Origin of the sequence: Streptomyces sp. NPDC026672 (assembly GCF_040638185.1) — a bacterium.
In the GTDB taxonomy this organism is placed as follows: Bacteria; Actinomycetota; Actinomycetes; order Streptomycetales; family Streptomycetaceae; genus Streptomyces.
Genome location: NZ_JBEZXS010000066.1, coordinates 1 through 22,970, shown reverse-complemented (window position 1 = coordinate 22,970; position 22,970 = coordinate 1). Strand labels below are relative to the sequence as shown.

Below are 22,970 nucleotides of genomic sequence, written 5' to 3'. Positions count from 1 at the left end.
ATTCACGGTCATGGAAACGCGCCGCGCCTCCCGTGCCCGGCGCCGTCACGGAGGACCGGCCATGACCAGCAGCACCCACCACCCCGTCCTGCGCGTCGCCCCGGCCGAACCGGCCGTCGCCGCCGCCCACTTCCGCGCGGACCTCGCCTTCCGCACCGACGTCTCCGACGTGGCCGCCGCGCTCGCCGCCGGCGGCGACCCCGGCTTCGTCGTCCTCGACGTCCGCTCGACCGAAGCCTGGGACCAGGGCCACGTACCCGGCGCCCTGCACCTGCCGACCGCGCACGTCGCCGAGCGGGCCGGGGCACTGCTCGACCGCTCCGTGCCCGTGGTGACGTACTGCTGGGGCCCAGGCTGCAACGGCGCCACCCGCGCCGCCCTCGCCCTGGCCGAACTCGGCCACCGGGTCAAGGAGATGCTCGGCGGCTTCGAGTACTGGGCGCGCGAGGGCTTCCCCTACGAGACCGCGCAGGGGACCCGCAGCCGTGACACCGACCCCCTCACCGCTCCCGTGGCGGGAAACTGCGGCTGTTGATCCGGGCACTCGGGGGCGTACCGGACGAGGCGGGGAACCCCGCATCCGGGCAGGTCGCGGGGCGTGTAGGTTCTGCCCATGGCGCGAAACGCGGAACCAGGCGCGGTGGAGTGGGTGGAGTCGGGCGGTGGCCCGCTCGTGGTGGTCCCGGAGACGGTCCTGCCGTTCTGGGCGGGGGCCGACGGCGAGGACATGGCCACGGACTACGACCGGGCGTGCGAGGTCGACGGATACGTCGGACTGCTTCCCGTCGGCGACAGCGCGGCCCTCGTCCTCGGTGACGAACCCGCCTCCACCGCCTACCTCCCCGACCACGGCACCTTCGTGCGCTGGAGCGCCGCGAACTCCGAGGCCGAACTGCTCGCCGAGGTCCCCGCCGCCCTCGTCTCGGCCGTGTGGGAGCGCGAGGTCCGCTGGAACGTGCCCGGCCCGGTCGTCCTGTTCGACTCGGCCTGGCCCGGCGAGGAGGCCGACCGCGGCGGACACGTGCGCGTCCCGCTGGCACCCGGCCCCTACGCCGTCCGCGCCGCCTACGCCCGACCGGGCCCGGAGACCTGGCTCGGCCTCGTGCAGCTGCGCAGGCTCACGGACTGACACCCGCGCCGGTGCCGCCCGCCCGCGGTGACGCGCGGGCGGCACCCGGCCGGGTCAGAGCGCCGACAGCTCGTCCACCAGGTCGTCCAGGCCGAGCGACCCCTGCGAAAGGGCCGCCATGTGCCAGGACTTGAGGTCGAACGCGGCGCCGTGCCGCGCGCGGGCGTTGGCCCGGCCCCGCAGCCAGGCCCGCTCCCCGAGCTTGTAGCCGATGGCCTGACCCGGGATGGTCAGGTACCGGGTCAGCTCGCTCTCCACGAAGTCCGCCGGCCGGCTGCTGTGCGCGGCGAAGAACTCCTGCGCCAGGTCCGGGGTCCAGCGCTCACCGGGGTGGAACGGCGAGTCCGCCGGGATCTCCAGCTCCAGGTGCATGCCGATGTCGACGATCACCCGGGCCGCCCGCATCATCTGCGCGTCCAGATAGCCGAGCCGGTGCTCCGGGTCCGTGAGGTAGCCCAGCTCGTCCATCAGCCGCTCCGCGTACAGCGCCCAGCCTTCGGCGTTGGCGCTCACCCCGCCGATCGTCGCCTGGTAGCGGGAGAGGTCCTTGGCGACGTGCGCCCACTGCGCGAGCTGGAGGTGATGACCGGGCACCCCCTCGTGGTACCAGGTCGACACCAGGTCGTACGCCGGGAACCGGGTCTGCCCCATCGTCGGCAGCCAGGTCCGGCCGGGGCGCGAGAAGTCCTCCGACGGGGCCGTGTAGTAGGGGGCCGCGGCGCCGCCGGGCGGCGCGATCATCGCCTCCACCCGCCGCACCCGCTCGGCCAGTTCGAAGTGCGTGCCGTCCAGCTCCTCGATCGCCCGGTCCATCAGGGACTGGAGCCAGACCCGGACCTCCTCGACGCCCTCGATGTGCTTCCCGTGCTCGTCGAGGTGCGCGAGCGCCACCCAGGGCGTCTCCGCGCCCGGCAGGACCTTCTCCGCCTCCTGCCGCATCTCGCCGAGCAGCCGGTGGAACTCGGACCAGCCGTACGCGTACGCCTCGTCCAGGTCCAGGTCGGTGCCGTTGAAGTAGCGCGCCCAGCGGGCATAACGCTCCCGGCCCACGGGGTTCGGGGAACCCTCCACCGCCGGCGCGTACACGTCCCGCATCCAGTCCCGCAGCTCCGCCACGGCCGCGGTCGCCCCCCGGGCGGCCTCGTCCAGCTCGGCGCGCAGCGCCTCGGGACCGGCGGACGCGAAGTCCTCGAACCAGCCGCGGCCCGAACCCGTGTCCGCCCACTCGGTGAGCTGCTCGACGAAGGTCGCGGTCGGCCGCGGACCCGCGTGGAGCTTGCGGTCCAGGCCCAGGGCCAGGGACGCGCGGTAACCGGCCAGCGCGGCCGGGACCGCGCGCAGCCGCTCGGCGATCGCCGCCCAGTCCTCCTCCGTCCGCGTCGGCGTCACCGTGAACACGTCACGGACCGAGTGCCCGGGCGTGTGCATGTTGCCGACCGCGCGCAGCGCCTCGTCGGCCTCGTGCACGGCGAGCTGGGCGGTCAGCCGCTCCCGCAGCAGCCGGGCGCAGCGCCGCTCCACGTCGCTGTCCGCACCCGGTCGCCGCTCCGCCTCGTCGAGCCGGGCGAGCGTGGTCCGGGCCAGCTCGGCCCTGGCCTCCTCACCGGCGGGCGAGAAGTCGGGCAACCGGCTCGAACTCTCCTTCACACCCAGGTAGGTGCCGACGACCGGATCGAGGGCGATGAGCTCGTCGACGTACGCGTCGGCGACTTCGCGGGGCAGCGGGCTCTTGGTCTCAGACATGCGGCCATCCTCATACGGCGGACCGGCCCGCGTCATCCGCGCACTCCCGATTCAGCTGTGGGCGTGGCCGGGGGCAGCAGGGGCCCGCAGTCCCACTGCTGGAAGATCAACCGGGTCTCCACCCGGGCGACTTCGCGACGGGACGTGAACTCGTCGAGGACCAGGCGCTGGAGGTCCGCCATGTCGGCCACGGCGACGTGCACGAGGTAGTCGTCGGGGCCGGTGAGGTGGAACACCGTCCGTGACTCGGGCAGCGCGCGGATCCGTTCGACGAACGGCCCGACCAACTCCCTGCGGTGCGGCCTGACCTGGACGGACAGCAGTGCCTCCAGGCCCCGGCCCAGCTTGGCCGGGTCGAGGCGCAGCTGGTGCCCGAGGATCACTCCGGAGCGGCGCAGCCGCGTCACCCGGTCCAGACAGGTCGACGGCGCGACCCCCACCTGGGCGGCGAGGTCGCGGTAGGTGGTCCGGGCGTCGTTCTGCAACAGCCGCAGCAGGTGCAGATCCACCGGATCCAGTACGACGGATTCGGCCATACCCCGAACGTAACACGGACCTCGTCCCGTACATCCCGTTCGATGTTCACCCTACGGTCATGGACTCCAAGGATTCAGCGAGCACCGGGTCGCCCGGCTCCCGTCCCGGCGACGACCACGCCCCCGCGCACGCCCTCGCCACCGAGGCCGTGCACGCCGGCCGCGAGGACCTCGCCCGGCAGGGCCTGCACGCCGCGCCGATCGACCTGTCCACCACCTATCCCTCCTACGACAGCCGGGGCGAGGCCACCCGCGTCGACGCGTTCGCCGCGACCGGCGCGGTGCCCGACGGACCGCCCGTCTACGGCCGGGTGGGCAACCCGACCGTCGCCCGGTTCGAGACGGCCCTCGCCCGGCTGGAGCGCACGGAGTCGGCGGTCGCGTTCGCCAGCGGCATGGCCGCGCTCACCGCGGTGCTGCTGGCCCGGTCGGCGGCGGGCCTGCGGCACGTCGTCGCCGTACGGCCCCTGTACGGCTCCAGCGACCACCTGCTGACCGCCGGGCTGCTCGGCACGGAGGTGACCTGGACCGACCCCGCGGGGATCAGGGACGCGCTGCGGCCCGACACCGGGCTGGTGATCGTGGAGACCCCGGCCAACCCGACGCTCGCCGAACTCGACCTGCGGGCCGTCGCCCACGCGTGCGGGTCCGTGCCGCTGCTCGTCGACAACACGTTCGCCACACCCGTGCTGCAACGCCCCGCCGAGGACGGCGCGCGGATCGTGCTGCACAGCGCGACCAAGTACCTGGGCGGACACGGGGACGTGCTGGCCGGCGTGGTGGCCTGCGACGAGGAGTTCGCGCGGCAGCTGCGGCAGATCCGGTTCGCCACGGGCGGTGTGCTGCACCCGCTCGCCGGCTATCTGCTGCTGCGGGGCCTGTCCACGCTGCCCGTGCGGGTCCGGGCGGCCTCCGCGAACGCCGCCGAACTGGCCCGCAGGCTCGCCGCGGACCCGCGGGTCGCCGAGGTCCGCTATCCGCGGCTCGGCGGCGCGATGATCGCCTTCGAGGTGCGCGGCGACCCGCACGAGGTGATCTCCCGGGTCCGGCTGATCACCCCGGCCGTCAGCCTGGGCAGCGTCGACACCCTGATCCAGCACCCGGCGTCCATCAGCCACCGCATCGTCGACGAGACGGACCGCCACGGCTCGGGGGTCGGCGACCGGCTGCTGCGCCTGTCGGTGGGCCTGGAGGACGTGGCGGACCTGTGGGCGGACCTGGACCGGGCGTTGGGCGCCCCGGAGGGGACCGGGACGGCGTCGCCGGGGCAGGCGCGGGCCGCGGTGGGGTGAGCGTGCGGGGGCGGGACTCGGGCAGGGGGCTCGCCCCTCGCACGGCGAACGGCCCGGCGGGATTCCGCCGGGCCGTTCGCTGCCGTCCGCCGGTCGGTCAGTCGTGGTGGGGCGCGTTGTCGTACGGGAGGCGGGAGGTCACCGGCGTCGCGTCCAGCCGGGCCGTGATGACCAGGGTGCCCTCCTCGATCTGGTAGTCCAGCGGGAGGTCCAGGCCACGCATCGCCGCGACCATGCCCGTGTTGGACGCCTGCGTCACCGCGTACACGCTCTCGCAGCCCGCCTCCACGGCCATCGCCACCAGCCGGCGCAGCAGCTCACCGCCGATGCCCCGCCGCTGCCACTCGTCCTCGACGAGCAGCGCGACCTCGGTCTCGTCGCCGTCCCACAGCAGGTGCCCGAGGCCCACGATCCGTCCCGACGCCGACTGCACGGCCAACGTCCGCCCGAAGCGCGGGCTCAGCAGATGGTTCAGATAGCGGTCCGCGTCGCCGACCGGCCCGTGGTAGCGCATCCCGAGCGTGCGCGCCGAGCACCGCTCGTGCATCGCCTTCGCCGCCGCCACGTCGTGCGTGTCGGCCCGCCGCACGGCGATCGCGTCGCCCTCGGACAGCGTCAGCACGTCCTCGCTGTGCGGGATGCGCGGACCGAGCCGCGTGTCGAGCTCGACCAGGGCCCGCGCCCGCGCGAACTCGGTCGGCGTGAACGGCAGATACGGCCGCTCCACGCTGATCACCCCACCCTCGGGCGCCCGCAGCCGCATCACGGTGTCCTCCAGCGCGCCGTCCGCCGGCACCGCGTCGGGGCCCTGCCCGTCGCCGATCGTAGAGGCGGGCAGCGAACGGATCGTGCAGCGCCCCAGCAACTGGCGCAGCGCCAGCGGGAGTTCCGCCGTGTCCACCGCCGTGCGCGCCGCCAGGCCCAGGATGCGCGTCGGGGCGTCCACCAGGTCGTGCGCGTCGGCCCGCTCGGTCCAGGTGCTCGCACCGCCGGCCAGCGCCACCGCCCGGGTCAGCTCCGACGCCGTCAGAGCGGCCGGGGCCCGCAACAGGAACTCGTCCACCGTGCCGTCGGCCAGGGGGTGGGTCTGGAGGCTCAGGATGTCCACCCGCCGGCCGGCGAGCGCGGTGCACAGCGCGGCGAGCGAGCCGGGCTCGTCCTTCACCGTCGTCCGCATCCGCCACAGCGTGCTCGCCCCGGCCGCGGGCCCGGGCGCCGCCGCGGTCTCCTCGGACAGCCCGGCCCGGCCCGCGTCGGCGGGCGGCCGGGCACTGGTATCACCCGCGGGCGGTGCGTGCCCGTGGCGCCGTGCCCACCAGATGTGGAACCCCGCCGTCGCCACCAGCACCGCCGCCGAGAGCATCAGCAGCGCCGGGCCGTCGGGCCCGTGGCCGATCACGTTGGCGACCGCGTCCGCCACCGCGACGGCCGTGAACAGCGCCGCCAGTTCCACGACGTCCCGCCGCCAGTGGTGCACGGGACGTCCGTTTCTCGCCCGGGTCACATCAGACATGTCTCGAGTCATACAGCCACTGTGAAGGAACGGTGTTGCGTGATCACGAACGCTCTGTGACTGATGGGTAAAGCGCGCTTCTGCACCTTTTGTAGTTCTTTATCTCCCGCTTACCGCCCGGATCCTGACGGAAAACGCGACCGCCGGCTCACGCGGCGACCGGCTCGGCCAGCGCCTCCCGCAGCCGCCGGGCCTCGGTCACCAGCCGTGACGAGCCCCGCCGCCCGGCGGCCGAGGACAGGTGCGGCAGCTCCCCGCGCGCCCCGGACCGCTCGGCGCAGTCCGCGGCCACCGCCAGCAGGTCCCCGAGTCCCCGCGCCGCAGGGGGAGAGACGGCCGGGCCCCCGGTCGCGAGGTCGGCGAGCAGCACCGGCAGCGTGTGTCTGAGCAGTTCCCACACCGTCGTGTGTGCTCCCGTCGCGGCCGCCGTGCGCACGGACTCGGCCAGCCGCACCGGCTTGACCGCCCCGCGCCGGACCAACTGCCCGAGGTCCGCCCCTAGCCGCGCCGGGTCGAGCTGTCCGCGCGCGGCGAGCACCAGCAGCGCGTCCACCGCGGCGAGCCGGTCCTCCGCGTGCCGGGCGCCCAGCCCGTACCCCAGGCACAGATGCACGCACTCGCCCGCCGCCCCACCGGACTCGGCGAGCTGCGGCAGCACCCCGACCGCGCCCCTGCCGTCGTCCTCGGCCGCCCGCGCCAGGTCGAACAGCAGCCGCACGGCGACCAGCTCACGCCGGTCCGGGAGCACGGCCAGCCAGTGCTGCCACAGCGCATGGCTCCAGTGCCCGCAGGGGCGGCTCCCGGCGAGGGCCCCCACCGGCCGGCCCAGCCGCGCGAAGTCGGCGAGGAAGTCCTCCTGGAGGTCCGGGACCTCACCGAACTCCACGACCAGCCGCGTCCCCACCACCGACCGTGCCGCCGACGGCGGGGCGGGCTCCCCGGCACGCAGCCACCCCGCGAGCCGCTCACCCTCCCGGGTGCCCAGGGCGTCCGCCCGCTCCGCCGCGGCGAGCGCCGCCGGACGGTCGTCCCGCCGCACCCGCAGCAGCGCCTGCGCGAAGTCGGCCCGCGACACCCGGGTGCCCAGCCGCCGGTAGACGTCGAGCCGGTCCACCAGCTCGCCCGGCTCCAGCAGCCCGGTGCTCCACGTGGGTGTGGAGAGCAGCAGGGGCAGCGGATCGGTGCGCAGCCGGTGGGCCACCTCCCTGATCCGGGCGTCGAAGGCCGCGGCCAGTCCCCGGTGCGCACACGCCTGCCCGATCGGCGCGTGCCGCGTCACCGACGCGTGCAGCGTGGACGTCCGCACCCGGCCGCGGAGCGTCGCCAGCAGCAGGTCCACGGCGTCCTCGGTGCCGTGGAGATCGTGGTGGGCGCCGTCGAAGTACCTCTCCGTGTACGTCCCGCCGGCCTCGCTCGCCCACCAGCGGCGCTCGACCACCGGGGCGAGCGCCTCCAGCAGGGCCGGTACGTCCCGGTGGGCCTGGCGCACCAGACCGTCGAGCACCCGCTCGAACACGGCGACGTCACCGCCCGAGGCCAGCAACGCCCCCGTCTCCTCGGCGAGTTCGGCAGATGAGCGTGGCGCCTGGGCCAGCCGGGCGGGCTCCGGGGCGGGCGGCAGCACCTCCTCCTCGACCCCGAGGTCCGCCTCCGTCACCTGGATGCCCAGGGCGCTTCCCGCGCGGGAGCGCAATGCCGGGCCCAACTGCTCCACGGCGAAGGCGAGTTCGTCACGGGCCGCGTCGTCGGGGGCGAGGTGCTTCGCGTGCCGCTCCAGCAGCTTCACCGCCCGCTCCTGCATCTGGCCGTCCTCGTGCCCGAACGCCCGGCCCACGGCGGGCAGCAGCTCGGGGGCGGCGGAACGGTCACGGACCAGCACCTTGCCCAGCAGCACCAACTGGGCGCGCACCAGCTTCTTCTCGGGACGGAACAGGACACCGTCGGACACCTCGGCGAGCCGGCGCGGTGTCAGGTCCCCGTCCAGGGCCAGGCCGGCCAGCACCGACTGGGCGTGCGCGGCGACGGGCGAGGCTGCGTCACGGGCCAGGGCGGCCCAGTCGGCGATGTGCGCCACGCGCTCCGCGTGGGTGAGGTCGAGCAGTTCCAGCAGGGGCAGGAACACCCGGTGGTCGCTCGGGCCGCCGCCCCGCACCAGCCGGGCCACACAGGCGTCGAGCACGGTCCCCCGGTCGAGCGCGCCCTCCCGCGTGAGCTGGACCAGGGCGTTCTGCCACGACCCCGGACCCGAGCCGAACAGCCAGCGGACCTCGCCGAGGTCCGTCAACTCGAACAGCCCCGCCACGAGCGGGGCGAGATCCGGCTCCCCGCGCAGCCCGTCCAGCACGGAGGAGTCACGCCCCCACGGCGCCCTGACATGCCGCATCCAGCCGACGACATAGGCGTCCGTCACCGGGACCGCGCACCCCGCGCGGCGCACCAGGCCCGACATCAGCTCGAAGGGCACGTCCGCCGACACCGGCCGCGCGGCCAGCCGGTGCGCCACGTCGGCCAGCCAGCCGGCGTCCCGCCCCTCCACCGCCCGCAGCAGTGCCGCGGGGGACGCCTGCCGCCAGCGCAGATCCGACGCCGCCAGCCAGCCGGCGGCGGCCGCGGCCCCCGTGTGGCAGGCCGCCCCGACCGCGTGCAGCGCGGGCCCGACCCGGCGGTACTCGTCCCAGCGGCCCGACCGCATCTCCTTGCGCAGCTCCCGCAACTCCGGCAGGAACGCCCGCCGTTCGCCGTCCGGCAGCGCCGCCACCAGCCGCAGCGCCGAGTCCGTGCGCCCCGCCCGTACCGCCTCCATCAGTTCGCTCATCGCGCACCCCCGTCGATCCCCGCCGGCTCGGCCCCCACGGCCGAGCCCCTGCGCACCATCCGCACCGCCAGCGCGTGCTTGCACGGCCCGCGCCCGCCCCGGTAACGCGCCCACCACAGACAGCTGCAGCTCAGCGCCGTGCCGTCGTCCCGCACCCGGTGCACATGACCGTCCTGCGCGGTCACCGTCCCCATCGGGCCCTCCAGCCGCACGGCGCCCGCCTCCACCAGCGCACGGGCCGAACCCAGCCGGGGATTGTGCCGCTCCACACCTGCGGCGTCGTAGGGCAGCTCCCGGTGGAAGTAGGCCGCCTCCGCCGTGTCGTACCCCACGCGTCCCGACGTGCCGAGGCGGATCAGCGCCGCCCGCACCCGCTCCGGGGTCAGGCCCGAGGCCGCCGCGAGGTCGGCCACGTCCACCCGCGGCTCCCACGCCAGCAGGACCGCGATCAACTCCGCGTCCCCGGCCGCCTCGTCGGTCGACAGCGCCTCCAGGACACCGCCCTCGCCGGAGAAGCCGCGCGAGGCGTCGGGCGACAGCGTCAGCGTCAGCCGCATGCCGGGCAGGACCACCTCCCAGGCCGCGGCCGTCCCGCCGGACGTGTCCCGGGCGGCGGTGACCGCGGGGCCGTACACGCGCAGGGCGCTCGCGTGCCGCAGCACCCGCTGGAGCGCGGCCAGCCGCTCCGGTCCCGGCAGACACACCGCGCCCGGCACCGCCCGTGTCGTCGGCCGCAGCCCCCGGCCCGCCGGCACCACCCAGCGCGGCCCGCCCGCGCCCCGCTGTCCCCCGCCCGACCGGGGCAGGGAGCGCAGGAACCGCACCGCCTCGTCCGCGGGCAGCTCGGCCCGCAGATCGAACCCGGCCGCGACGACCTGGGCCTCCGCGAAACCGCGCAGCCACCGGTCGGGCAGCGGCACCTTCTTCTCCACCACCGGCCCGTCCAGCGTCGTGACCGCCAACTCCTCCGGACCGACCCGCAGATGGAGCGGATCGCCCCCGCCGATCCGTGAAAGGGCCTCACGCAGCGGGTTGTTGACGTCGACGTTCGTCGTGCCGTGCCCCACCTCCCCGCCGTCCAGGCCCGGTCCCAGGACGTCAAGACGCGCGTACACCCCGCCGCAGCCGGAGAACGACTCGAAGCGCAGCCGGTCGCCGTTGCCCGTCACCACCGGGTCCAGCGAGGCACGCAGCTGCGGCTGGTGGTACCGCGCCGCCGCCACGTCCGCGACCGCGAGCAGCCCGGCCGCCGCCACCTGAGGGGCCGTCAGGAAGCCCGCGAAGAACCGCGGATGGTCCTCGACGCCCGTGGGTGTCGCACCCCGGGAGGTCTCGAGTCCGAGCTGGTGTCCGCCCGCTGCGGACTCCAGCGCTGAGGGTCGCCGATAGGCCACGGCCTGGAGGGTTCGCGTCATGGAAAAACCGTAGAGGCGACCACTGACAATCGCCCTGACCTGCGAAGACGTTGCTCACGGCAGGCCGCCGGCACAACAGCCGACGCCGCGCACCGGGGGATGACGCCGGTGCGCGGCACGAGGCCCAGGGTACGGGAGCGGACGGCCCGTCCGCTCCCGCCGCGCCTACTGGCCGACCCGGCCGGGCCGGAGGGTCTTGGTGAACAGCACGCCGCCGTCCTGCTCCCGCAGACGGACCGTCAGTTCCCCGCTGTCGCCGTCGATGTCGACCTCGCCGAAGAACTGGTAGCCCTCGGCGGGCGAGACGTTGGAGGCGGTCGGCGCCTTCACGAACACCCGCTCGGGACCGAACGTGCCGTCGAGCGCGCTGGCCGGGAAGGCACCGGCGTTCAGCGGGCCGGAGACGAACTCCCAGAACGGCTCGAAGTCGGTGAACGCGGCCCGCGACGGCTGGTAGTGCTGGGCCGAGGTGTGGTGCACGTCGGCGGTCAGCCACACCGTGCCGGTGATCCTCCGGTGCTTGACGAACCGCAGCAGCTCGGCGATCTGGAGCTCACGGCCGAGCGGCGCGCCCGGATCGCCCTGCGCCACCGCCTCGATGTTCGGCCGGCCCTCGGTGGTGTCCGGCACGACCAGGCCGAGCGGCATGTCGGCGGCGATCACCTTCCACACGGCGCGCGAGCGCGCGAGCTCCCGCTTGAGCCATTCCAGCTGCTCGCGCCCGAGGATGCCCTGCGGGTCGGTCCGCTGGTCGTCGGGCGAGTTGGCGTTGCGGTACGTCCGCATGTCCAGGACGAACACGTCGAGCAGCGGGCCCTGGTGCAGGACGCGCTGGACGCGGCGCTCCTTCGCGCCGGGCCGCAGCGTGGAGAGGGGGAAGTACTCGCCGAACGCCCGCCGGGCGCGCGCCGCGAGCACGTCCACGTCCTTCTCGGTGTAGCGGGCGTCCGAGTCGGCGACGACCTCGCCCGGGTACCAGTTGTTGCGCACCTCGTGGTCGTCCCACTGGATGATCGAGGGCACCTGCGCGTTGAACCGCCGCAGATTGTCGTCCACGAGTCTGTTCAACTACGGTTCTACACATGACAACGACGACGGCGGACCCGTCGGGGCTAGCCGATATCTTCCTTCGGCGCTCCACGCTGATGGACGACAAGGCGACGCTGGACGCCCACGAGGATGTTCTTCGCAAAGCGATTGAAGCAGAGGGCAAAACCGTCCGTAAGGTGTGGCGAGAGGAGGTCAGCGCGTCGAAGCGCGGAGTCAAGCGTGAAGAGTTCGACGCCGCCATTGCCGCAGTGCTTGCCCGTGAGACGGGGGCTCTCTGGGTGTACAAGCTGGACCGACTGAGCCGACGGGGGATGGGCCATGTCGGCATCGTCCTCGACGACTTCGAGCGGATCGGCGCAGCTCTCCGGGCACACGTAGACGGGCTGGACTCCCGCAACCCGAACCATCGCATCATCTTCGCCGTGGCGGCAGAGCAAGCCCGCTCCGAGGCAATAAACATCGGGGTACGCACGCGCATCGGCAAGGAGGCGCACCGACCCCTTGGGCACTGGCCAGGCGGACCGGCACCCTACGGACTGAAGTCTCAGCGTCTCTACCCCGACGACTCCCGTCGTCGTGCGGCGCAACTCATCCGCCACCCGGACGAATACCCGATCGCCCGGGAGATGGCGGATCGCCTCCTTGCCGGCGAATCGGCCGTCAGCGTCGCCATGTGGATGACCACGGAGGGGAACCTCACTCGACGTGGGAAGAGGTGGCGGGCGACTACCGTTGCTGCGTGGGCGCGTACCCCGGGGACGGCGGGGCTCATGCACCGGAAGGAGCGTGTGGAGGACCCTGTCACCGGGCGCGAGTATTGGCGGGTGACAGGGGATATCGTTCTCGGACTTGACGGCACCCCTGTGAGGGTCGGTGAGGGCGTGGTGACGCCGGAGGAGCGGCTCCGAATCATTGCCGTCCTGAAGTCGCGTACGCGGGAACTCACGCCAGGGTTCACGAACGCGGGCACAGCCGGGAAGCGCCGGGGATCCCGCCAGGCACAATCGCTCCTGACTGGCATCCTCAAGTGCGGACGCTGTGAAGGCCCCATGGTGCGTAGCGGCAAACAATATCGGTGCCTTCGCCGCTCCGAGAGCGGACCGGAAGCGTGCCGAGGTATGTATATCGACTCCGCGGACGCTGACGAGGCGGTCACCCATAAGTGGCAATCCTGGGTAACAGCGCTGGATCCGGATGACCCATACGACGTTGACGTCCTGATGAAAATTGCACGCGAGTGGTACGGACACCAGGATCCGTCACGTCGGCTACGCCTCCAGGAAGCCAAGGCAGCCATTGAAGGTATCGCCGATCGTCGAGACAAGTTGGATACGGCCTACTACGTCACCGGGGCGTTCCCCGGGGACGACGGGGAACGCCGCTACCAGACGCTGAAAGCGGCGTTGGACGGACAGCTAGCGTCCCTCCGAGCAGAGATCGAAGATCTTTCGCATGACGCCGACCTGACACCGCTTCTGGAACCGGAGGAATTGGCGGAGGCATGGGACTCCGCCGACCTGGCCACGAGGCGGCTCCTACTGGCGCTGACAGTGGAGAGACTACGAGCCTTGCCGGCCAAGCATCGAGGCGACAGGACGCCCGTATGGGAGCGCGTCGCCCCCCGTTGGATCACAGCTCAGCCGCACGCCTAGACCACGAAACAAGTGGAGAGCCCCGCAGCATCCTGGACAGATCACGGGGCTCTCTACCTCACTCACTGGAATGAGGAGAGACCAATGTACGCCACCGCCCGAGTTCTTTGCATCGGACCCGTTGCCACCGCCGCGGACGTCAAGTCCCTCCGCGCTCTCGCCCACAGCGTTGCCGTCGAACTGGGTCGGCCGGCTGTGTGGGCGACGGACGCGGACCACACTGTCACCGACTACAGCGCCCTCTACCTCACGGGCGACGTTACGTCGCTCCGGGACGCGTCCACCCTCGTGCTTCTCGGTGAAGCCCTCGCGGCGGGCATGGACGTTCACGAGCCGCTTGCGGAGGTGACCGAGTGCCCGTGCGGCCTCGTCCTGCGCCACACGCGGCCCTTCGTCGACGAGGACGGAGAGGTCTGGTGCAGCGAGTGCCGCGAAGAGTCCGGGTGCGCGTGGTGCGGTGAGTGGAACGACATGGAAGACCTGGAGATCGTCGAGGACGGTTCGACGTGGGTCCCGGTCCACGCCGGGTGCCTCGACGGGATGCGCGGTACTTCCCGCGTCCTCCCCCTGGGCGCTGCCGCATGAGCGCCGAAGCGCGCGACCTCCGCGCTCTACTTGAGGCCGTGTACGAGGCCCTGACGGTGCCGGACGGCGACGTCTACAACCGGCGCATTGCCGACCGTGCACTGTGGGCGCTGACCACCATCCGCGGAGCCCTCGACGAGGCCCCGGAAGACCTGGCGTGGAACGTCGGCTACCTGCGTCGCAAGATGGCCGCGGAGGAGGCGAAAGCGAAGTAACGCATTGTAACGGGGATGCCCCGCACTGACTCCGGTCGGCGCGGGGCTCCGTTGCGTCCGGGACGGCATGCTCGGAATCGGAGGGAAACATTCCGTGGCTTTTGCCGGATATGTGGAGTACGGGGCCTTTGCGTCGCCGCTCGTCACGTCGAATCCGACCCTCCTCCGCGACGCTCTGACCAGCACTTTTATCCAAAGTGCCAAACTTGACCCCTACTTCTAACTCTCCTTAACGCGTGTTAGAGGGAATGGAAAACACCCAAAAGTTTGGCACTTTGGTGTCGAACCGCCCTGGAGGACGTCGAGAGCCCCGCCCGACGGGGAGGCTGACGGACGTCGATGGGGAGGCGTGCGGAGGAGGACGCCCGAGAAGGGGCCTGTGTGCCCTTCTGGCGTCCTATCTCGGCTCCTGGGTGACCAGGGAGCCTGGAAACGCTCACGGGCCCGCTGAGGGCTTCCCGCAGGTTGCGGCTGGTGAGCCATTGAAACCCGCAGTTGTTACACAGAGTAGTTGATCTCTGCTCCCGAGCATCCGATGCCGGGCGCCCCATAACACATGTGTCAGCCGCTTCGCGGCTCACCGACGAATGGGGAACTGAGATGAACGACTTCAGCGGGTCGGCTCGACGTCCTACCCGGCGCTCGTACGAAGACCTGGAGGCGGATGCTTTCGTGGCGGAGCTGGAGGAGAGCGGGGCGTACGTCAGCCCTGGCCGTCCGGCGCCGTGGCGCGGGCTTGAGGGACACGACCCCTACGACGACGAGAGTCCAGAGGAGTTCGGGGAACGACACTGGGACGCCTGGCACGACGGCATGTATGACGCCGACGACCCGGAGCGTCCTCGTCGACGGTCGGCGGGCCGTGCGATGGACATAGAGCCGCCCGTTGTCGGTGCGGTCACGGTTCGGGTGGACCCGGAGATAGCTGCGGCGTGGGCCGCTCGTCAGGCGGAGGCAGAGCCCCGTGCGACGTGGCCAGTGGAGGGCGGCACCGTAACTGTCGTCGGCGCTCTGAAGGTCTGGCGTGGTCCGTGTGTTCAGTGCGCCGCGGAGTTCGAACAGCGCCGTCCCGGGGACCAGAGGCGCCGTTGGCGGAAGACGTGCAGCGACGTGTGCGCGGCTGCGTGGGAGCGGGACCGTGCGCGTGAGCGCAAGCGCCGGCAGCGGGGCGACGAAGCGGCCTGATGTCACGGGTTACACGTACTAGTGGAGGGGGAGTTCTCAGGCTCCCCCTCCTCGTCGCGTCGCGGTATCTCCGGCCCCGCAATAGCCGTTGAAGGTCCGCGATCCGCGTGACGTCCACTCTCCTCCGGCGTCACGCTGAAGGACTCCCGTCCGTGTTCCGCAGGGAGCGTGTTGAGCACCGGCTTTCCTCCTCTGGGTCGTGTTGCTCCACGCCGCTACTCCGCGGGCGGGAGTCCTTCCTTTTTCCCCGAATTCGGTCGATAGGTCGATGACCCAACGGACGGAGAGCCGATGCGCATGCTCGATGTGCCGGGCAGGGAGACACGCACCTGCATGACGTGTTACGAGACCCTGCCCAACGATCTGAACCACTTCCCCGGCGACCCCATGGGACGCGGCGGCACGCGCCCTCATTGTCTTCAGTGCTGGAGAGCTAGACGCCGGGAGACTTACGCACAGAACGCCGACCACGTGCGGCGTCAGATGCGAGCCAGATATGCCGCGAGAGCGGCTCACTTCAGGGCCCTTGCCGAACGGCAGGGGTCTTTGTCATTTCCTGACACGGAGGACTGAATGAGTAACCCCGAACTTGCTGCCGCTCGACGAGCCGTGCCGGAGATTGAGGCCGCGGATAATCGCCTGGACGCCGCGAAGGAGCTCCTGGCAGAAGCACCCCACGCAGAATCTCCCGACGCCGCGCGGGAGGCAGTCATTACGAAGGCCGCAGAGGACTTCCTCTCCGGCGTCGCGTGGCCGAAGGATATCGGTAAGCGTGCTGCGAAGGCGTACGACGACGCGGACGCCGTCCTCGTCGACCGACAGGCGCGGCAGATTGCCGTCAGGCGGGCGGAGTTCGCGGTGTACGACGCCGTGGACAGGCACACGGAAGACGCCCTGACGTACCTCGGGACGCGCCTGGAGGCGCTGCTGAGCGACGCTAGGAGCGCCTTCGGGATCGTCGGCGACGTCAGCACTGCGGAAGCTGCCATCGAGGCGGGAGCGGACGTCGTAGCGGCGTGGAGCCGGCTGCGGACCCTCGTCGACGACGTGAGCAACCTGCGTGCGGCTCAGTGGGCGCTCCTTCGGGGTCCGCAGGTGCCCGGCACACCTGCGCACGGCGGTGACTGGCGGGGTCGCGAGTGGCTGCGTGCGGGCTTCGGACACGTGCGCACGCTCAGCCCCGACGAGGCTCCCGAAGGCGTCCGGAGGGTCCTGCGCGATGTCTCCAAGAGGGTCACGCAGGAGTACCTGCGGTGGCTCGCGTCGCGTGATGACGCCTATGTTCCTGGATCTGAGGACGAGTTGGCGGGTGACGTCGCAGTCCTGACGACACCCATCTCACTCAACGACAGTGGGCAGCCCGCGGACTACTACGAGCCTCGCGTGCGTCCAGAGCGCCCCGGACGTCCTGCCGAGATCTACCCGCACTCCCAGACGCCGCAACTGGACTACGCGGGACCCACGCCGGCCGCCCCCAAGCCCAACGCCACGGTTGCCGACGAGGCCCCCGCGCGCTCCTACTTCTAAGGAAGAACCATGAGTGACCTCACCACTGAGCACGCGCTCGCACAGGCTCGGACCGAGCTCGCCCAGCTACGCGCGGGCCTTGCCGTGGGCCTGACGCCGGAGCAGAGCGCCAGGCTTCAGGGATTTTCCGCCGATGAGCTCGAAGCCGACGCGCAGGCATTCGCCGCGGAGCTTGGCCTCGTCGCTCCTGCGATCCGCTCCGGCGGTGACCGTGGAGTCGACGTCTCCGGGCACACCGCGGGAAGCGTCGCGGCCGGCGCGGACCTGTACCGCCAGCGCCACGGCAGCCCCGACGACGAGCGACGCCCCGCCCCGACGGACGGACGTAATCCGTTCGCTACCAACACCTACAGCGTGGAGAACAACTGATGACCCCGAGCACTGAATACGCCATCAGGAGCCACGCCGTGGCGCTGAACGGTCAGACAGCGGTCGTCAACCTGATCGGGGGCCAGACCCTCACGGGGACGCTGGCGTACACGACAGCGACGCCGACCTTCCCGCCGGGCGGCATCGTGTACCCCGACTTCCTCCAGATCACCGTGTCCACGAAGGTGCACACGGTGCGGCTGGACCATGTGTCGGCCATCGGGCAGGGCTGACGTCGAGTCACCTGCGCCAGAACCTCCAGAAGTCGGCAAGGGCCCGAATGATCTCGGGCCTGTCGCTGGCGTCTGATCCCCGCAAGCTGAGCGGCAGGGACACGAGGACGATCAGGAAGATTGCGAACAGCAGCAAGCCGAGCAACCACGGCGCAGCTAGGGCTAGTTCGCCCAGCACGGACCACACGACACGTACTCCTAAGCAACGGTGTGTACCTGTCGCGTGGAGGAGGCGTGTGCAACCCCAACGACGACAGATGTCCTGTCGGTACGCGCCGGGCTTCGAGCGCGCTGCACCGTTGCGGTGCATGTCGTTGAGGTCCCTACGAGGAGACCATGAAGCAGGGTCGATTGCGTCGCGACAACCCGTTGAAGGTGTCGCCTTACGAAGCCCGCACACGGAAGAGGTCGTGTGTCCGCACTCGCGTCCACGTTGAGGACCCGATGCGAAGACCCCTGTCGTGGGGCCGTCCCAGTTTGGTCACCCTGGGTGGCGGCATTGACCGTGCCGGTCTCAGCGCCAGCAGCCTAGCAGGACGTGCACCAGGGGGGTGACCCCCTCCGGGGCGGATAGGTCGACCGACAAGGTGCTGGGCCTCGCTGTCTGTACGGGTCTGGGGATCTGAAATGTAACGGCTAGACCCCTGCGGCTGAGAGGCCGGGAGACGGCCGCACAGGGCTTCCTAGGGGGTATCTGAGCGCCTGCCTGGCCGCTAAGTGTTACTCGCCGGCTGTTCTGGCAGATATTGATTCCGCAGGTCAGAGGCTTGTAAGTGTTACACGCCGCATCTATACTGGAGTCATGATGAGAACCGAGCGAGCGTGCGCGCACTGTGGGGGCGACATGCCCATCACTGCGCGAGCGGACGCGCGGACATGCTCCGGTCGATGCCGAGTTGCGCTCCACCGTGCCGAGAAGCGGCGGGTCATCCCGCTGGAGCTGACGACCCGCGACAGGTGGGTGCGTCGCTCCGCGGCGAAGGTCCCGCTGACGGTCGACGGCATGCTGGCCTCCTCGACGGACCCGCGGACCTGGAGTACGCACAAGGACGCCGCCGCTTCGACGGCCGGCGTTGGTCTGGGATTCGTCCTCAACGGTGACGGGATTGTGTGCCTCGATCTCGACCACGCCTTGTGCGCCGACGGTAACCCCAAGCCGTGGGCCGCGGAGATCCTGCGACAGGCAGGATCCACGTACACAGAGGTGTCGCCCTCCGGCGAGGGCCTGCATGTGTTCGGCTATGCGACCGTCCGCCACGGACGCCGTATCCGACGTGCGGGCGGCTACGCCGTTGAGGTGTACGGCGACGGACGGTACATCGCAATGACGGGTGAGCGCTTCCAGGGCGTCCCGTCGACACTCACAGACCTAAGCGCACTTGTGGCCGATCTGACGGCGTAGGCACACCACAACTTCCGCAGAGCCCCGGAGGAGTCCTCCCGGGGCTACTTGCATTTCAGGAGGAATCCATGGAACCCCACACCGCTCACCCCTGCCGGCGAAAAGGCTGCAACTTCGAGCGTGGTATGCGCCGGCCGAAGCTAGGCCAGGCTCCGCGGCTTTCCCAGTGGTGCTCAGCGGCGTGCTTCAAGTGGACCGAGAGAGCGCGTGCAGCGTCACGGGACAGGGACGTCGCGGAAGCCGCTGAGCTCCTGCGCCTATCGGAACTCCTCGACGCGCGTACGAATCCGAGGGAGCTCATACCGGGCATCTTCCCGGACGTCAGGAGCGCCGCCTGACGTCGACGAGCACCACAACCACATAGACCACTCTCCAGGCCCTTGCGGACGCGCAAGGGCCTCTCTGTTTGGAATTCCATATGACCGAAGATTCAATTCGGTGCCTCCGCCCTGACTGTCAATTCGCGCCGCTGCCGGCGCTGACGGATTCGGGCGCGCTGGAGGTTTCTGAATTCTGTAGCGAGGCGTGCCGGGCATGGCTGGCACAGGCTATCCATGTCGCTCGTTGTGACGACTCCCCGGAGACGGAACGCGCCGCGCACCGGCTGCATCTCATAGCCGAACTCCTGGGCCTAAGGGATCACGCGGACGACATGACGTTCTTCACCACGCCAACGCCCGTTTTGGTGGACCCAACGGCGGTGAACGATGCCGGCTGATATAGACATTGTTGGTACCGCTGCCGTCGACGTAGTCCCTATCGCTCCTGCATTCCACGACAAGCTGAAGACCGTCGTACTGCCGGCCGCTGACAGAGTGGGCGAGGAAGCCGGTAGGAGGATGGGTGACGCCATCTCGCGTCACCTCACCGTGGATATCCCTGACGCTGTCGTCACAGGTGGGCGACGTGCGCGAGTGGCCGCAACCCGTGAAGGGGAGCAGGCCGGCGGGGCTATGGGCCGTGCCATTCAGCGGCAATTGGAGGTGGCGTTCCGCGCGCTGCCAAGGGCCAATGTTCGCTTGGGTGACACAGGCATCAACGCTGACATCGATCGTTTGCGTTCGAGGATTCAGGCGCTCTCCGGAAGAACTCTGGGGATTGACCTCGATGCCGGTGCAGCGCTTGCGGAGATCAGTGACCTTGACGCCCGTTTGGCGCGTTTGGCTGCATCGAATCCGAGTATCCAAGTCCAGACGGACACTGCCGTTGCGCGTGCTGCGTTGGCAGAGGTTCAACGGCAGATAAACGCCACCGATCGTGATGACGTCAATATCCGCGTCGACGTCGACACCAGTAAAGCCATGGCAGCCCTTCGATTTCTCGGCATTGCCCTTGGCGGTGTCGCTGCAATTCCCGTGGTTCCCGTGGCAGCCGCAGGCATCGGCGCAATTGCTTCCGCTGCTGTTGCTGCCGGCGCAGGGGTCGGCGCACTGGCGCTAGCGGCTGTCCCTGCCATAAAGAGCGTGACAGCAGCAATTCAGGCGAAGTCCGCAGCGGAGAAGCAGTCGGCTACTGCGACGGACAACTCCGCGGCTTCCTCCGTCAAGGCCGCGCAACAGGCCCTGACGCTGGCCAACGCGCAAGCCTCCCTGTCCTCCGCTCACCGGCAGGCAGCAAGCTCCGTAGCGGCAGCGAACCGTCAGGTACAGGACTCCGAGCGTGCCCTGTCCGACGCCAAGCGTGCCGCACGGGACGCGGAGTTGGACCTGACGCAGGCGCGACGGGACGCCACACAGCAACTCGCCGACTTGCAGGACAAGCTGATTGACGGCGCGCTCTCCGAGCGGGACGCCACCCTGCGAGTGCAGGAAGCACAGCAAGAACTCAACCAGGCCCGGTCGGACGCGTCGGTCGGCAAGGCAACCGACCTCCAGGTTCAGCGTGCGCAGCTTGCATACGACCAAGCCGTTCAGAACGCCAAGGAGCAGCGGAAGTCCGTCGCCGACCTGAAGAAGCAGGAGGCGGATGCCCGGAAGGCCGGCGTCGACGGGACCGACGTCGTCAAGCAGGCGAAGGACAGGCTGTCCGACGCGAACCGCCGTGTGGCCGACCAGACGCGGGCCGTTGCCGACGCAGAGCAGAAGGCGCGCGAGTCTCAGGTTCAGGCTGCGGAGTCCATTGCGTCGGCTGAGCGCGGCGTTCAGGCAGCGCGGCTGTCGAGCGTCGACACTACGACGCAGGCAGTCAGCAAGGCCGACGAGTACAGGAAGGCACTCGCGAAGCTCACTCCCGAGCAAAGAGCCCTCTTCGACTCCATTGCAGGCCCGAAGGGCATCACGGCCGCCTTCAAGAACTGGGCCGCATCCCTGGCTCCCGACGTCGTCCCGCTGTTCACGCGGAGCGTGAACGCCGCAAAGAGCGCGCTCCCGGGGCTGACGCCCCTTGTGCGGGGGGCCGTGGATGGCGTCGAAGAACTCCAGGACGCTGCGTCCCGGGAGGTCAAAGAGCCCTTCTGGTCCCGCTTCAGACGGGATATCGACAAGTCCGTGACGCCGGCCGTCGTCGGGTTCGGCAAGACCTTCGGCAATGTCATCGCTGGTGCGGCTGGAGTCGTCGACGCGTTCCTCCCATCCATAGACGATATAGCGGACCGAATGGTCCGGTCGTCGGGGAAGTTCGCGAACTGGGGGAAGAACCTCCAAGGGAGCCCGGAATTCGAAGGCTTCCTGAAGTACGCCGACGAGCACGGACCGATAATCGCCGACACCATCGGGAAGATTGCGGGCGCGGTGCTCAGCGTCGGATCAGCCCTAAGCCCACTCTCGGGGCCGCTCCTTAAGCTCATCGGGGGCGTGGCAGAGGGAATCGGGATCGTCGCCGATAAGGCACCCTGGTTCATCCTCCTACTGTACGGAATCATTACCGCCGTAAAGCTGTGGACCCTCGCACAAGTAGCGCTCAACCTCGTGATGAGCGCCAATCCACTGGTGTTGATCGGGCTAGCGATTCTCGCGCTCGTCGCGCTTGTGGTCTATGCGTGGAACAAGTTCGACGGGTTCCGAAACGCAATCCAGACCGCTTGGCGGTGGATAACCGACGCCACGTCGTGGGCGTGGTCGAACGTCCTCGAACCCTTCTTCACATGGTTCGGTGGGGTCGTAGTCTGGCTCTGGCAGAAGATCATAAAGCCCCACATAGATTTCGTTGTGGCCATTTTCCGTGGCCTGGCCGACGCCGTAATGTGGCTCTGGAGCGGCATTTTCTCACCTGTGTTCGGCTTCATCGGCGCTTTGATCGTCTGGTGGTGGAAGAACATAGTGAAAAAGCAGTTCGACTTGGTCATGGGAATCGTCAAGGACGTCGGCGGCGCCTTCAAGTGGCTGTACGAAAAGGCCATCAAACCCCACTTGGAAGATATCGGGGACGTGGCGGAATGGCTGTATGATCACACCCTGAAGCCAGTGTTCAAGAATATTCGCGACGGCGTGGATCTCGTCGCAGATTCCTTCTCCGACGCAAAGAGGCGGATCAAATCGTCATGGGACGACGTCGCGCGTATCGCCATCGCTCCCGTGAATTGGCTCATCGACGCATCGTACACGCGCGGCCTCAAGGCTCTGTGGGACAAGGTGTCCAAGTACGTCGGCCTCGATCCTCTTCCGAATGCTCCGAAGCTCCTCCAGGCGCCGAAGAAATTCGCCCGGGGCGGGCCGATTACTGGCGGCACCCCTGGCGTTGACAGCGTGCCACTGCTCGCCATGGGCGGGGAGTACATCGTCCGTCGGGACAGTGTGGCGAAACTGGGCGTCGGGACGATGGATTACATCAACCGGAATGGTGCCCTGCCTAAGTTCGCCGGAGGCGGAATCGTCGGCGCTCTGGGCAATGCATTCGACTGGACAGCGGGGAAGATTTCCGGCGCAGTCTCAAAGGGCGTCGACTGGGCCGAGGCGGGAGCAAGCCTCCTTGCCGACCCTTCGAAGGCGTGGACGCGCCTGGTGAAGCCCATCCTGGACGGTGTCACGAGGAATCTCAGTGGGTCCGACATGGCCCGGACCCTGGCCATGTATCCGGCGAAGCTAGTCGACTCCCTCAAGGGCAAGCTCACCGAAGCAGTCACCTTCTCGGGTGGAGGCGACATCGGCGGGGCTATCCCGACGGGCAACCGGGCGTCGATCATCCGTGCAGCCATGGCAGCCGCTCACGTGCCGCCCCCTGGCACCGTGGCGCAGTGGCTCGCCGGCATGAACACGCTGATCACGCGTGAGAGTGGCTGGAACCCGCGGGCCATCAACCGATGGGACTCCAACGCGAAGGCCGGTCACCCGTCGCAGGGCCTGACACAGACGATTCCGTCGACGTGGTCCGC

17 protein-coding genes and 2 pseudogenes are annotated in these 22,970 nt (G+C 70.0%); 13 read left to right on the top strand and 6 right to left on the bottom strand.

The genetic code is table 11. From position 1 onward, the window contains the following. The first annotated feature begins 61 nt into the window (after positions 1-61). On the top strand, positions 62-535 hold the full coding sequence (locus tag AB0F77_RS40450) for a rhodanese-like domain-containing protein (protein ID WP_361958890.1): 474 nt from the start codon (positions 62-64) through the stop codon (positions 533-535). A 78-nt stretch (positions 536-613) separates the two neighbouring features. Further along, a complete protein-coding gene (locus tag AB0F77_RS40445) occupies positions 614-1,129 on the top strand; it encodes an immunity 21 family protein (protein ID WP_361958887.1) in 516 nt (171 codons plus the stop codon). Between the two features lie 54 nt (positions 1,130-1,183). Here the strand turns inward: AB0F77_RS40445 and AB0F77_RS40440 are convergent, their stop codons facing one another. Both AB0F77_RS40440 and AB0F77_RS40435 read right to left on the bottom strand, forming a co-directional pair. Continuing rightward, on the bottom strand, positions 1,184-2,872 hold the full coding sequence (locus AB0F77_RS40440) for a DUF885 domain-containing protein (RefSeq protein WP_361958884.1): 1,689 nt from the start codon (positions 2,870-2,872) through the stop codon (positions 1,184-1,186). Positions 2,873-2,904: 32 nt separating this feature from the next. After that, positions 2,905-3,408, bottom strand: coding sequence for an Lrp/AsnC family transcriptional regulator (locus tag AB0F77_RS40435; RefSeq protein ID WP_361958881.1), 504 nt, complete (start codon positions 3,406-3,408; stop codon positions 2,905-2,907). A gap of 59 nt (positions 3,409-3,467) precedes the next feature. On the opposite strand from AB0F77_RS40435, the gene AB0F77_RS40430 reads away from it, so the two are divergent. Next, positions 3,468-4,700 (top strand): aminotransferase class I/II-fold pyridoxal phosphate-dependent enzyme, encoded by a 1,233-nt coding sequence (locus AB0F77_RS40430; RefSeq protein WP_361958878.1) that lies wholly within the window; start codon positions 3,468-3,470, stop codon positions 4,698-4,700. Between the two features lie 97 nt (positions 4,701-4,797). Here AB0F77_RS40430 and AB0F77_RS40425 read toward each other — a convergent pair whose 3' ends face one another. The 4 genes and pseudogenes from AB0F77_RS40425 to AB0F77_RS40410 all read right to left on the bottom strand — a co-directional run. Beyond that, positions 4,798-6,213: a GNAT family N-acetyltransferase gene (locus AB0F77_RS40425; RefSeq protein ID WP_361958875.1), complete on the bottom strand. Its 1,416-nt coding sequence runs from the start codon at positions 6,211-6,213 to the stop codon at positions 4,798-4,800. Positions 6,214-6,361: 148 nt separating this feature from the next. Continuing rightward, complete coding sequence (locus tag AB0F77_RS40420) at positions 6,362-9,028, bottom strand: DUF6493 family protein (protein WP_361958872.1); 2,667 nt, start codon at positions 9,026-9,028, stop codon at positions 6,362-6,364. Further along, positions 9,025-10,443, bottom strand: a complete 1,419-nt coding sequence (locus tag AB0F77_RS40415; RefSeq protein ID WP_361958869.1) for an SWIM zinc finger family protein — start codon at positions 10,441-10,443, stop codon at positions 9,025-9,027. Before AB0F77_RS40415 ends, AB0F77_RS40420 begins: the two co-directional genes overlap by 4 nt. Positions 10,444-10,608: 165 nt before the next feature. Continuing rightward, positions 10,609-11,502 (bottom strand): annotated as a pseudogene (locus tag AB0F77_RS40410) (alkaline phosphatase D family protein); the annotation flags it as partial. A 23-nt stretch (positions 11,503-11,525) separates the two neighbouring features. Between AB0F77_RS40410 and AB0F77_RS40405 the strand changes: the two are divergent. From AB0F77_RS40405 to AB0F77_RS40360, 10 genes and pseudogenes are all read left to right on the top strand, one after another. Continuing rightward, positions 11,526-13,145 (top strand): recombinase family protein, encoded by a 1,620-nt coding sequence (locus AB0F77_RS40405; protein ID WP_358079667.1) that lies wholly within the window; start codon positions 11,526-11,528, stop codon positions 13,143-13,145. A gap of 84 nt (positions 13,146-13,229) precedes the next feature. Beyond that, on the top strand, positions 13,230-13,730 hold the full coding sequence (locus AB0F77_RS40400; RefSeq protein ID WP_358079665.1) for a hypothetical protein: 501 nt from the start codon (positions 13,230-13,232) through the stop codon (positions 13,728-13,730). Beyond that, positions 13,727-13,945: a hypothetical protein gene (locus AB0F77_RS40395; RefSeq protein WP_358079663.1), complete on the top strand. Its 219-nt coding sequence runs from the start codon at positions 13,727-13,729 to the stop codon at positions 13,943-13,945. Before AB0F77_RS40400 ends, AB0F77_RS40395 begins: the two co-directional genes overlap by 4 nt. A 600-nt stretch (positions 13,946-14,545) precedes the next feature. Continuing rightward, positions 14,546-15,130 carry a hypothetical protein gene (locus tag AB0F77_RS40390; protein ID WP_358079661.1) on the top strand — a complete coding sequence of 195 codons (585 nt, stop codon included), beginning with the start codon at positions 14,546-14,548 and terminating at the stop codon, positions 15,128-15,130. Positions 15,131-15,703: 573 nt separating this feature from the next. Further along, on the top strand, positions 15,704-16,657 hold the full coding sequence (locus AB0F77_RS40385) for a hypothetical protein (RefSeq protein ID WP_358079659.1): 954 nt from the start codon (positions 15,704-15,706) through the stop codon (positions 16,655-16,657). A 9-nt stretch (positions 16,658-16,666) separates the two neighbouring features. Beyond that, a complete protein-coding gene (locus AB0F77_RS40380) occupies positions 16,667-17,026 on the top strand; it encodes a hypothetical protein (RefSeq protein WP_358079657.1) in 360 nt (119 codons plus the stop codon). Further along, positions 17,026-17,259 carry a hypothetical protein gene (locus AB0F77_RS40375; RefSeq protein ID WP_358079655.1) on the top strand — a complete coding sequence of 78 codons (234 nt, stop codon included), beginning with the start codon at positions 17,026-17,028 and terminating at the stop codon, positions 17,257-17,259. The genes AB0F77_RS40380 and AB0F77_RS40375 overlap by 1 nt, the downstream gene beginning before the upstream one ends. An 802-nt stretch (positions 17,260-18,061) precedes the next feature. Beyond that, the gene (locus tag AB0F77_RS40370) at positions 18,062-18,661 is read left to right on the top strand and encodes a bifunctional DNA primase/polymerase (RefSeq protein WP_358079651.1); all 600 of its coding nucleotides are present in this window, start codon (positions 18,062-18,064) and stop codon (positions 18,659-18,661) included. Between the two features lie 418 nt (positions 18,662-19,079). Continuing rightward, positions 19,080-19,379 carry a hypothetical protein gene (locus AB0F77_RS40365; protein ID WP_361958862.1) on the top strand — a complete coding sequence of 100 codons (300 nt, stop codon included), beginning with the start codon at positions 19,080-19,082 and terminating at the stop codon, positions 19,377-19,379. Between the two features lie 301 nt (positions 19,380-19,680). After that, positions 19,681-22,970, top strand: a pseudogene (locus AB0F77_RS40360) (hypothetical protein); the annotation flags it as partial.